2 protein-coding genes are annotated in these 14,187 nt (G+C 49.8%); both read left to right on the forward strand.

Translation table 11 applies throughout. The features are described from left to right. Positions 1–57: 57 nt before the first annotated feature. Positions 58–10,944, forward strand: coding sequence for a retention module-containing protein (locus tag ACLO87_RS16495; RefSeq protein WP_430224306.1), 10,887 nt, complete (start codon positions 58–60; stop codon positions 10,942–10,944). Positions 10,945–11,285: 341 nt separating this feature from the next. After that, a partial coding sequence (locus tag ACLO87_RS16500) for a retention module-containing protein (RefSeq protein WP_430224307.1) occupies positions 11,286–14,187 on the forward strand: 2,902 nt, incomplete at its 3' end.

The raw sequence follows: 14,187 nt of genomic DNA on the forward strand, positions 1-14,187 counted from the left end.
TTAGGTATGCGAGGGAATCCACCTCGCATATTCATTGCAAGCATAGCGGGAAGGTCTATGGATACAGTTCTTGTAGGAAAAGTTGCTGGAAATGCTTGGGTTCGCCAAGCAGATGGTTCACTGTTGCAGCTGCGTGAAGGCATGCGTGTACCAGCAAATGCTGAAGTTGTGACAGATAGCGGTGCCTCTGTTCAACTGCAGGGTGATGGCATGGAGCCTATCACTTTAGGTGAAAATCGTCAGTTGCAAGTAAGCGATGACATGGCCAACAATGATGTTGACCCAAGTGCACAAACAGTTCCTGCCCAAATGGACCCTGCAGCAGCCCGCGTATTGGCGGCATTGCAAGCAGGTGAGGATCCATTTGAACAGTTGGATCCTACTGCTGCTGTGAACAGTGGCGCTGGCGGTGATGATGGTGGTAGCAGCTTTACACGCTTGGCCAGCATTATCGAGCCTACAACACCTTTGGCATTGGCTTACCCCAAACCAATTCGCCCAGAAGAAGAGCTGCCACGCTTGGCTGGCTACGGTCGCAATAACGACCCCGAATACACATTGCCTGCTGACTTGGAGTTGAAGCAAGTTAACAATGATAGTGAAACTGTTGTTGATTTAAATGTTGGTCAGTACTTTTCCGACCCAGATGGTCACCCACTAACCTTTACTGCTACAGGTTTGCCTCCAGGGCTGACAATTGATCCTAACACCGGCGTAATTTCAGGTACCTTGGATCGTAGCGCTAGCCAAGGTGGCCAAGGGGGCGTGTACACCGTTGTGGTAACAGCCAAAGATCCTTACGGTGGCAGCGTAGATTTGCCATTCACATGGACAGCGCTGAACCCTCCTCCAGAAGCGGCAGATGACCACGGTACAACAGAAGAAAATACCGTACTGGAAGTGCCTAAAGATAAAGGCCTGTTGAGCAATGACGTTGACCCTGATGGCGATGATCTGGTTGTTACCGGTATCGAAAACGCTGATGGTCTGAGCGTCGCTCCGGGTACACCTATTCCTGGTAGCAACGGCGGCACGCTGGTTGTAAAACCAGACGGTAGCTACACCTTTACTCCTGGTACTGATTTTGATTACTTGGCCGAAGGCGAAACCACAACGGTTGAGTTCGAATACACCATCAGCGATGGTGAGGGCGGTACCGATAAAGCCAAACTGGTCATCACGATTACTGGTACTAACGATGCACCCGTGATTAGCGGTGCTGGTACCGATGGTGAAGGTACTGTAGTTGAAATTGAAGATAACGCACCAGGCGAAGGTGTAGCTGATCTGATTGCTAAAGGCAAAATCACGTTTACTGATGTAGACGCATCCGATAGCCACACTGCAACACTGACTGCTAATCCAGAGGCTGGTCAAGACTTCCTAGGCGAGTTAACGCTAGGCGCCATTGACCCCGCTACAAAAGAGCTGGCGTGGGAATTCAAGGTTAATGATGCAGACGTAGACCACTTGGCTGCTGGCGAAACACTGGTGCAGAAATACACCGTGACTATTTCGGATGGTAAAGGTGGTGTTACGACACAAGAAATTGTGATCACCATTGTTGGTACTAACGACGCACCTGTTATCGATGCAAGCAATACCGAGGCAACTGGTACTGTGACAGAAATCGGTGACAACGAGCCCGGTGAAAATGTCGCTGACCTGACTACAGGTGGCAAGATTGCGTTTACCGATGTAGACGTGACAGATAGTCATACTGCAACGCTGACAGACAACCCAGAAGCTGGTCAAGACTTCTTGGGCGAACTGACATTGGGGCCAATCGACCCTGCAACTAAAGAGTTGACGTGGTCATTCACTGTTAACGATGCAGACATAGACTATTTGGCTGCAGGCGAAACACTGGTGCAGAAATACACTGTGACCATCGCTGATGGCAAAGGTGGTTTTGCGACTCAAGAAATCGTAGTGACCATTGTTGGTACGAACGATGCGCCAGTGATTGACGCTTCTGGTACTGACGATAGCGGTCGTGTAGTAGAGATTGGTGACAAGCAGCCAGGTGAGAACATTGACGATCTGACCGCAAGTGGCAAGATCACGTTCACTGACACTGATGCTAACGATACGCACACAGCGACTGTCTCTGAGAACCCAGAAGCTGGTCAAGACTTCTTGGGTGAGCTGACTCTGGGCCCAATCGACCCAGTGACTAAAGAGCTGACTTGGACCTACACCGTTAATGACGCTGATGTGGATCACTTGGCAGCGGGCGAAACGCTGGAGCAGAAATACACAGTGACCATCTCTGATGGCAAAGGTGGTTCAATCACTCAAGAAATCGTGGTGACCATCGTTGGTACCAACGATGCGCCAATTATGAGTGGTGTAGTGGAAGGAGCCGTAACAGAAGACGGTTCACTGACTACAGGTGGCCAGTTGACCAAAGAAGACGTGGATCTGAAAGACACCCACGAGTGGTACTTTGACGGTACAAAAGGCACGACTGAGTCTGCAGGTAACCATGGTAAGTTCACTATCGACCAAAACGGTAAATGGACTTACGAGCTGAACAACGACGATCCTAAAGTACAGGCGTTGGGCGAAGGTGAGACACTGACCGAAACGATTGAAGTCACAGTGGATGACGGCAACGGCGGTACAGATAAGAAAACCATCACTGTAACGATCAACGGTACGAACGATGCGCCAGTGATTGACGCTTCTGGTACTGATGATAGCGGTCGTGTAGTAGAGATTGGTGACAAGCAGCCAGGTGAGAACATTGACGATCTGACCACAAGTGGCAAGATCACGTTCACTGACACTGATGCTAACGATACGCACACAGCGACTGTCTCCGAGAACCCCGAAGCTGGTCAAGACTTCTTGGGTGAGCTGACTCTGGGCCCAATCGACCCAGTGACTAAAGAGCTGACTTGGACCTACACCGTTAATGACGCTGATGTGGATCACTTAGCAGCGGGCGAAACGCTGGAGCAGAAATACACCGTGACCATCTCTGATGGCAAAGGTGGTTCAATCACTCAAGAAATCGTGGTGACCATTGTTGGTACCAACGATGCGCCAATCATGAGTGGTGTAGTGGAAGGTGCCGTAACAGAAGACGGTTCACTGACTACAGGTGGCCAGTTGACCAAAGAAGACGTGGATCTGAAAGACACCCACGAGTGGTACTTTGACGGTACAAAAGGCACGACAGAGTCTGCTGGTAACCATGGTAAGTTCACTATCGACCAAAACGGTAAATGGACTTACGAGCTGAACAACGACGATCCTAAAGTACAGGCGTTGGGTGAAGGCGAAACACTGACCGAGACGATTGAAGTCACAGTGGATGACGGCAACGGCGGTACAGATAAGAAAACCATCACTGTAACTATCAACGGTACGAACGATGCGCCAGTGATTGACGCTTCTGGTACTGACGATAGCGGTCGTGTAGTTGAGATTGGTGACAAACAGCCAGGTGAGAACATTGATGATCTGACCACAGGTGGCAAGATCAAGTTCACTGATACCGATGCGAACGATACGCACACAGCGACTGTCTCTGAAAATCCAGAAGCTGGTCAAGACTTCTTGGGTGAGCTGACTTTGGGCCCAATCGACCCAGTGACTAAAGAGCTGACCTGGACCTACACCGTTAACGATGCTGATGTAGACCACTTGGCAGCAGGCGAAACGCTGGAGCAGAAATACACCGTGACCATCTCTGATGGCAAAGGTGGTTCAATCACTCAAGAAATCGTGGTGACCATTGTTGGAACAAACGATGCGCCAATCATGAGTGGTGTAGTGGAAGGAGCCGTAACAGAAGACGGTCCACTGACTACAGGTGGCCAGTTGACCAAAGAAGACGTGGATCTGAAAGACACCCACGAGTGGTACTTTGACGGTACAAAAGGCACGACTGAGTCTGCAGGTAACCATGGTAAGTTCACTATCGACCAAAACGGTAAATGGACTTACGAGCTGAACAACGACGATCCTAAAGTACAGGCGTTGGGTGAAGGCGAAACACTGACCGAAACGATTGAAGTCACAGTGGATGACGGCAACGGCGGTACAGACAAGAAAACCATCACTGTAACGATCAACGGTACGAACGATGCGCCTGAGACAACTGCAGCAGTTGGTGATGTGGTTGAAAGTGGTGTGAAAGCGGATGGTAGCAAAGATCCAAACGCTGAGTTCAAAGGCACACAGACAGCTACTGGCGATCTGATTAAAGATCACGTGACTGACGTTGACGCTAACGACACACTGACCATTGTCGGTGCTTCCTTAGATGGCAAAGAGGGCACTAAAGGCAGCGATGGCTCCATTACTGTAGATGGTATCTACGGTACGTTGGTGATTCACGCTGACGGCACGTACACCTACACGCTGGATAACACACGTAAAGCCACACAGAGCCTGACTTCTTCTGACAAAGTTAAAGAAGTTTTCAACTACACAGCCAGCGATGGCAAGGCTAGCAGCTCTTCTACATTGACTATCAATGTACAGGGTACTAACGACCGTCCAGAAATCTCTGACAAATCCGTATTGGGCGGTGAGGTCATTGAGGCTGGTCACGACCAAGATGGCAAACCTGTAGCAGGTGAGTCTAGTGTGAGTGGTGTGTTGGTGGGTACGGACGTTGATAGCGGCCATACAGAGCAGTTGACCTGGCACTTGCAGAAAGACGGCAGTGTGTTGGAAGGTACAACGCAAACCATCAAAACCGAATACGGTACATTGACCTTGAACAGCGAAACAGGTCTGTGGACGTACAAGCTGGATAACGACTCCAAAGCGACACAAGCATTGGGTCTGGGTGACAAGCACGAAGAGAAATTTGAAGTGCTGGTACGTGATCCTGAAGGTGCGTGGAACAAAGAAACCATCACTGTGGTGATCAACGGTACCAACGATGCTCCTACCGTTAAAGATCAGACTGTGAACTTTGACGAAGATCCTAAAGAGGGCGTAAACCACAATTCCAAAGTGGGCAACGTACTGGATGGTTCTGAGAACCCAGAGGGTGGTGAGCTTACCGTTATCAGCTTCACTGTAGGCGGTAAAACCTACACTGACGGTGATGTGGGCAAAGCTGTACCTGTTACCGTTGATGGTAAAGAAGTAGGTACTTTCGTTATTAACAAAGACGGTAGCTACGAGTTCACACCTAAGCCAAATTACTCAGGTGAAGTGCCTCCTATCACTTACGTGGTGCAAGAGCCTAACAATGGCAAAGAAACAGGCTTGACTGCTGAGGGCAAACTGACCTTCACAATTAATCCAGTTGCTGATGCACCTGAGTACACAGCAGAAAAACCTGCCGTGAAAGTAAATGAAGACGAGTGGGTAGCGTTAGGGCTGAAAGCACCTAAAGTGACTGATGACGTCGATCATAACGGTGCCGGTGCAGGCGATAACCCAGAGTTACTGGGCGCGATCACCTTGCGTGATTTGCCGTTGGGTTCCGTGCTGAAATTAAGCGACGGTACTACGATCACCATGACTAAAGATGGTGCAATCGTTACCGATCCTAGTGGCAAAGAAACTAACATTGGTGGCGATGCAGGCATTCTGAAAGTGGTGTTGACCGATGGTTCACACATTTCTGGCTTGGATGATCCTTCTTACTTGAAGATCACCAGCGAGCAATTCGAAAGCATGCAGGTTCAGCCGCCTGCAGAAACTGGTGCCAACTTCACTGTACGTACAGAAGTCACCAGCTACGAGGTTGACGACAATGGCAAACCATTGCCAAATGTCCCGGGCGCTACAACACATGCTGATGTGAAAGTAGAGGTACAGGCCGTTACAGATCCAATCAAATTGGAAATCGGTAATGACTCCACTCCTCCCGGCAAAGCCTTGACGATGGAAGTCACTGAAGACCGCCCATTGAATCTCAAAGACTACTTGAAAGTATCGTTCCCAGAGAACTACGAAGATGGTCGTTCAGGTGATGGTAATGGCAAGGGTGACTTTGATGGCAGTGAAGAGCGCTGGTTTGAAGTGACTGGTTTGCCTGAGGGTTCTGTCATTGTTAGCGGTGGTACAACGTACAAAGCCGATGCTAATGGCATGATCAAGGTGCCTGCAAATGGCCTGAGCACATCGCCAGATAAAGTGCCTGATATGCACGTGAAATTGCCTAAAGACTTCAGTGGCGATGTGAAAGCGACGGTCACTTTTGTGGCTCAGGATCGCGATCCAGACGCGACTGATGCTAAGGGCGCACGCGAAGAAAGCAGCATCGACCTGACCCTGTTCGTGAACCCAGAAGCGGGTGACGTATGGGCGCCTGATGTGACTACTAAAGAAGACACAGCCGTTGCATTTATGGCTGGTTTGAAAGTCACTGACGACAACAGCGATGCTCCTGCTGGTCATGGCGAGCACATCACTGCTATTACGGTGAACGGTATTCCTGCTGGTTGGATCGTTAAAGATGCCAATGGCAATGAAGTGGCATTGACCAAAAATGGCGACACCTTCAGTTTTGAGGTTCCCAAAGATGTAGTAGATGCAGAAGGTTGGGGTGGTTACACCGTATTGCCACCTGCTCACAGCAGCAAAGATGCCAACATCACATTGCAAGTGACTTCCAAAGACACCAACGTTGTGAATGGTGTTGAGAAAGACAGCACCGTCACTAAAGACCTGCCAGTACACATCAAAGTAACGCCAGTTGCTGAAGAAATTGGTAAAGATTCTGATGGCAATCAGGGTAGAGACTTGACTATGGCTTCTGGCCACGGAGCTGGCGAAGGTTACAGCAGCAACATTGCTGTGAACGAAGACGCATGGTTCGATTTGAACCAGGGTGGCATTCGTTTGGGTACAGAGTGGAGCAACGAAGACGGTAAAGAAGTGGGTGGTTCAGAAGACACCTACGGTTTGTTCACACCTGTACTGGTAAATGGTGCAGATGGCGAAACAGCTGCGGGCGCTACCTTCCGTTACTCTACTGATGGTGGCAATACTTGGGTTGAAGTGGTTTATGACGGAGAGCATCCCGTAGCAATCCCTGTGGAATACCTAGGTACGCTGCAATTTAGAGCGCCAGAAGATGTATCTGGTGAGTTCAAAATTGGTTTCCAAGCACAAACAGTAGACTACGACGAGGATAACGACGGCGGGTATGATGTCGCTGTTTCTGGTCAAGAGTGGCTGAATGGCATCGTGGTGAAACCAGTCGCTGACGGTATCCAGAGCATTGGCGTAAACCCAGCGCATGGTAACGAGGACAGTGGTATTCCATTGTTCATCAACCCAACCAGCAAAGACCCAAGCGAGACGTTTAACGTCAAGATCGCTGATTTGCCTGACGGTTCTACACTGACTTACAACGGTCAACCAGTGACTATCGTGAACGGTGTTGCGACGATTAACAACTTCGACAGCTCCAAACCATTGGTATTCACGCCTCCTAAAGATGCGAGCGGTAAGTTCGACCTGAAAGTACAGGCACAAACTGAAGACAAGTGGGGCGGTTACGAAAGCAAGTCTGAGTGGAGTGCTGGGAAGACCTTGTCTGTAGACGTCAAAGGCGTTGCAGATATGCCCACCTTGGTACTGAAACCAACTACCTACGAAGAAGGTGCGTTGGATGGCCACGGTTCGGCTACTCCTGGTGCGATTGCTCTAAAAGACTTCGTGACAGCAGAGTTGGCTGACACCGATGGTTCCGAAACGCTGAGCTTCAAGATCTCCGGTTTGCCTGATGGCTTCTGGGTAGAGGGCGCGACCTTCTCCGGTGGTGAGGGTGAGCAACGTGTGTGGACATTCACAGCAGAACAGCTGCAAAACGTGAAAATCCATACACCTGAACACTTCAGTGGTAACTTGCCTGGTTTGTTAACAGCAATTGCTACTGAGAAAGATGGTCACTCCACCTCCATCACTAAACCGTTTGATGGCGCAATTGTGGTGACACCAACACCGGAAGCTAACCCTTCCCTAAATGGTGGCGCTACCTTTGATGAAGACACACGTGGCAACCTAGACTTTACGCTGCAAATTCCAGCTAACGGCGATGACAACGAAGAAGTCTCCGCTGTTTACTTGGATATGGCTCAGTTGGCGCAGTTCGCACAAGAAGGCGGTTTGCAGTTGTTCATCGACGGTAAACCTATTGCCGACAGCGGCTTGGATGTAGAAGTTATTGATGGTAAGTCGTACTACAAGATCCCTCAGGATCTGTTGGGTAAAGTTACTGCAGAAGCAGGTGCTAACTTTGCGCACAACGATGGCGGCTCCTTCAAACTGAACATCAAGTTTGACGTGATTGACCACAGTAACGATGGCAAATTGACATCCAAACCTGTGCAGTCTGATGGCGAATACGCCATTACGGTGACTCCTGTGACTGACAAACTGTCAGGCGAGTGGACTGCTGCTGATCCTGATAACAGCTTGGTATTGAGCAACAACGGCGAAACCAAAGTTGGGGTCACGCTGACTAAGCAGGATGACACTGATGGTAGTGAGCAACTGACTCAGTTTGTGATTAACGGTGTGCCTGATGGCGTTGTCGTGAATGGCATTGAGATCGGTGGTCAGGTAATCGGTAGTGCGACATTGGTTGGCCCAGGTAAATGGGTTGTGACTTTGTCTAACGACGAGCGTCCAAGCTTTGGTGCCGATGGCAAACTGAACGTCAATGTAATTTTCGACGTGAAAGGCGATGTGGTTGGTGTTAAAGACCAGCCGTTGACCGTGACAGGTATTAGCCAAGACAAAGGTGCACATAACACTGAGTCTGCTTCTGTTGGTGGCAAAGTCACTGTAGAAGGTACAGGCGGCCCAGGCGTAGAGATCATTGATCTGGACGTCACGCGTAACCCTAACTTCGAAGCGACTGAAGACACACCATTTAAGTTAGGCGAGTTGTTGAACGTTGAGTTGGGCTTGCCTGCAGGCCAGCCTACAGCGGACTACAGCATCGTACTGACTACACCAGTAGGTACCGAGTTCGAGGTTCCTGCCGGCGTGGAAATCTTCCGTGCATCCGTAGACGGTGATGGCAACGAAGTATGGATCATCAAGTCCACCGGTACGCCGCAAGACTTGAATGACCTGTTGGGTCAGATCGTGGTGACTCCTCCTCAGGACTTCAACAGCCAGAAAGGCGGTGACTTCTCTATCGATGCAACCGTTAACGTTGTTCTGCCTAGCGGCAAACAAGGTTCTGGTGAGGTGCAAATGGATGATATTCCTGTCGCTCCTCAAACCGATAAAGCGGCTGTGTCTGTAGATTTCTATACCGTTGATGAAGGTAAAGAAAGTGGTCCGCAAGAAGGTAAAGACTTGGGCGTGACCATTACCGTGACTAACGTGGTGGATTCGTTCATCTTGGTGGGTGACACCGTACTGCTGAAAGCAGACGTAGATGGTACCTTCACGTTCAATGGTGAAGTGCTGTCCAAAGACCAAGATGGCAACTGGATCCTGCCATTGACTGATGACCAGAAAGCCGGTTTGTCTCAAGGCGAAAGCTTGGAGTTCGACCTGGTATTCACGCCTGATGCGCCATTGAAAGGCGGCAAAGAAATCAGTCTTGACGTTACTGTGCAGACCAAAGAACAAGGTGCCACAGCAGCGGACGGTACAGAGCAGTGGGTAGACTCTACAGGCTCCGGTAAAGAGACTATAGAGATCGTTAACAACGGCTACGAAGTGACCGTAGGTAAACAGGAAGTCGAAGGCGGTAACTTTATCGTGAACGGTAAAGAAGTTGCTAACGATGCGCCTAAAGGTGCAATTACCCTGGATATCACAGGTAAAGGCTTGTTGGATGCTGACGAAGAGGTACACAGCGTACGTCTGGATAACTTGCCAAATGACTTCTTGGTGTACTACACCGACGCAAGCGGTAAGGCAGTATTGGCAACTAATGCTGACGGTATGTGGACTATTCCAACTGTGAATGGCAAAGTGCCCGAGATCTCTATCCTGCCTCCAAAACATTGGAGTGGCACATTGACTGATCTGGAATTGACCGTCTTGTCCGGTGAGAAATCACTGAAAGACAAAGACCAAAACGAAAGCTCAGCCAAGTTTGATCTGGTGGTGGCTCCAGTTGCTGACGGCATTGCTTCTTTGGAAGCGGCAGCAGCATTTGGTGCTGAGGGTTCTATTGTGAAATTGAACCTGAACTTGACCATGCACGACCGTGCCGATGCAACTGTGAAAGACAAGGACGGCAATGTGCTGGCCCAAGACTCCTCACAAGAAACTGTGTCGTTGAAGTTGGATGGTCTGGGTGAGCACGCTGCGTTCTACACCATGGATGCTGATGGCAAGTGGGTATTGTTGTCCGAAGATCAGATCGAACGTGGTGAAGACGGTAGTTACGTGTTGTCTGGTTTGACCCAAGAACAAGTGCTGAATCTTGGTCTAGTTCAATCTGGTAGTGCTGTAGATCAAAACGGTAAAGTGACGATCGAAGCATGGACACAAGACGGCGATAGCGTTTCTGACCGAGTAACAGGTGAGTTTGATATAAACCTGAGCTCTCAGAAAGCGACAGCTGACAGCGACAACTTGTTGTTCGACGGCAAAACATTGTTGGATGGTGGCGCTGGTGACGATACCGTTTGGCTGCGTTTTGGTGAAGACATCGACTTCGGCCAGTATGGCGAAACCGGTCAACCTGAGAACTTGTTCAAGAACATTGAAACTTTTGACTTAACACGCGAAGGTTTTGATCACTCTATCGAGAACCTGAGTGTGAAAGATGTTCTGGATATGACAGATAGCCGTAACGTGCTGACTATCAGAGCCGATCATGGCGACAAGATCACTCTGGGTGACGGATGGGTTAAAGATGACAGTAAATCTGCAGCCGATAAGATTGCCTTCAAGGGCGCTGATGGCAAAGGTGAGCTGATTATCGAATCCACTGACGCTGAACTGTTGAAAGCAGTAGCTGATTCGTTGAAAGACAAAGGAATCTAAGCTCTCTTTTTGCAGTAAGTAGCTAGCTATGAAGCCTAGGGCCACGAAAGTGGCCCTAGGCTTTTTTCATGTAACAAATAGGAGTTTTTCCTATTCGCATTTGTGTGGGCATATACCTGAAACTTGTTATAAGCCAGAGCAGTCTTGGTTATTCGTGAAAAGTGATAACTGTTATTTTTTAAAATAAATGTGGTGTTTGTCACAAATTTTAATAAGTACCTGTCGTCGACGACAATACTCAGCGCGTTTCGTACTTCGTAGAATCAATAAAAATACTGTGGGTTTATTTGACGCCGCTTTCCCCACTCACCACTTGGCGTAACCCTTACGGAGCATAGCAAATGGCTATTGATACGGTTGTAGTAAACAATGTTTCTGGTAATGCTTGGGTTCGCCAAGCAGATGGCTCATTGCTGGCGTTGCGTGCTGGAATGCGTGTTCCAGCAAATGCCGAAGTGGTTACAGACAGTGGTGCAAGTGTGCAGTTGCAAGCAGACGGCATGCCGCCTTTGATGGTGGGTGAAAACCGTCAGTTTCAAGTGACTGATGACCTAGTGAATGGCGATGTAGACCCCAGCGGTCAAACTATCCCTGCACAGTTAGATCCTGAAGCTGCACGCGTATTGGCTGCGTTGCAAGCGGGTGAGGATCCATTTGAACAGTTAGATCCAACCGCTGCAGTAACGAGCGGTGGCGGTGATGGCGCGGGTGGTAGCAGCTTCACTCGCCTGATGAGTATTGTAGAAAGCACCACACCATTGGCATTGGCCTATCCAAAACCAGTGACGCCAGCTGATGTACTGCCTCGCATGGGTGGCTATGGGCGTGATGGTGAAGCGGATACCGATGAGCCAGTAGCAACGACTCCTACATTAAAAGTCACCATCAACAATGATGGCACCGTGACCTTCAAATTTAGCGAAGTGCCGGTAGGTTTTAATTCGTCTGATGTGAAAGTCTCTAATGGTGGCCGCATTGAAAACCTGCGACCAGATCCAACAGACCCTACAAAATGGGTGGCAGACCTAATCGTGCCAGACAACTACGAAGGCGACATCATGGTCAGCGTGCCTGATGGCAGCTACACCAACGAAGCCGGCGTACCAGGTTTGGGCGGTCACGACACCACTACTGTAGATACCTTGCCACCTGAGGCATCCATCACCATCGACATGATCGCTGGCGATGATGTCATCAACAAAGCTGAGTCTGAGAAAGACGTCACACTGTCTGGTACTGTGGGCAAAGACGTTAAAGCGGGTGATACCGTCACGATCGCGATTGGCAACAAAACCTACACGACAACGGTTAATGCGGACGGTAAAACGTGGGGTGTGAACGTTCCCGGTAAAGATCTGTTGGGCAACGCCAAAGTAGAAGCCAAGGTTGAGACTAAAGACGCGGCTGGTAACTCCGCATCGGCAGAGGCTGAGCGTCCATATGGTGTAGACACTGACTTGCCTGAAGCGGCTATTACGATCGACACGATTGCGGATGATGATGTCATCAACAAAGCCGAGTCTGAATCTGATGTGACCATCCGCGGTACAGTCGGTAAGGACGTCAAAGCGGGTGACACTGTCACCGTAACCGTGAACGGTAAAGACTACACGACGACCGTGAATGCAGATGGCAAAACTTGGAACGTAGATGTTCCGGGTGCTGAGTTGGCCAAAGACAGCAACGTGCACGCCAAGGTCGAAACCGAAGACGCTGCTGGTAATCCTGCATCGGCTGAGGCTGACCGTGGTTACGGTGTAGACACTGGCTTGCCAGAGGCATCGATCACGATCGATACGATCGCAGGTGATGATGTGATCAACAAAGCTGAGTCTGAATCCGACGTGACCATCACTGGTACCGTTGGTAAAGACGTCAAAGCCGGTGACACTGTCACCGTAACGGTGAACGGCAAAGACTACACGACGACAGTTAACACTGATGGCAAAACATGGGACGTGGATGTTCCGGGTGCTGAGCTAGCTAAAGACAGCAACGTTCACGCTAAGGTAGAAACGGAAGACGCCGCTGGTAACCCAGCCAGTGCAGAAGCGGACCGTGGCTACGGTGTAGATACTGACTTGCCAGAAGCTTCTATCACCATCGACACGATTGCTGGTGATGATGTCATCAACAAAGCTGAGTCTGAGAAAGACATCACGCTGTCCGGTACTGTGGGCAAAGACGTTAAAGCGGGTGATACCGTTACTGTGACCGTGAACGGTAAAGACTACACAACGACTGTTAACGCCGATGGTAAAACTTGGAACGTAGATGTTCCGGGCGCTGAGCTGGCAAAAGACAGCAACGTTCATGCCAAAGTGGAAACGGAAGATGCTGCTGGTAACCCAGCGAGCGCTGAAGCTGACCGTGGTTACGGTGTAGACACTGACCTGCCAGAGGCTTCCATCACCATTGACACCATTGCGGGTGACGATGTCATCAACAAAGCTGAGTCTGAATCTGATGTGACTATTACTGGTACCGTCGGTAAAGATGTCAAAGCTGGCGACACAGTTACTGTGACTGTGAACGGCAAAGACTACACAACGACTGTTAATACTGGTGGCAAAACATGGAACGTGGATGTTCCAGGCACTGAGTTGGCGAAAGACAGTAACGTACACGCTAAGGTTGAAACCAAAGACTCCGCTGGTAACCCAGCCAGTGCTGAAGCTGACCGCGGTTACGGTGTAGATACTGATTTGCCAGAAGCATCGATCACGATTGATACGATCGCAGGCGACGATGTGATCAATAAGGCAGAGTCCGAGAAAGACGTCACGCTGTCTGGTACCGTTGGTAAAGATGTCAAAGCGGGTGACACCGTCACTGTAACGGTTAACGGCAAAGACTACACGACGACAGTTAACACTGATGGCAAAACATGGGACGTGGATGTTCCGGGTGCTGAGCTAGCTAAAGACAGCAACGTTCACGCTAAGGTAGAAACGGAAGACGCCGCTGGTAACCCAGCCAGTGCAGAAGCGGACCGTGGCTACGGTGTAGATACTGACTTGCCAGAAGCTTCTATCACCATCGACACGATTGCTGGTGATGATGTCATCAACAAAGCTGAGTCTGAGAAAGACATCACGCTGTCCGGTACTGTGGGCAAAGACGTTAAAGCCGGTGACACCGTCACTGTGACTGTCAACGGTAAAGACTACACGACGACTGTTAACGCCGACGGTAAAACATGGAACGTGGATGTTCCAGGCGCTGAGTTGGCTAAAGACAGCA

The organism is Paenalcaligenes sp. Me52 (assembly GCF_050487965.1).
In the GTDB taxonomy this organism is placed as follows: domain Bacteria; phylum Pseudomonadota; class Gammaproteobacteria; order Burkholderiales; family Burkholderiaceae_B; genus Paenalcaligenes.

Excerpts from the sequence above, each read along its gene's own strand:
- ACLO87_RS16495 (WP_430224306.1), top strand. The coding sequence starts at position 58 with ATGGATACAGTTCTTGTAGGAAAAGTTGCTGGAAATGCTTGGGTTCGC.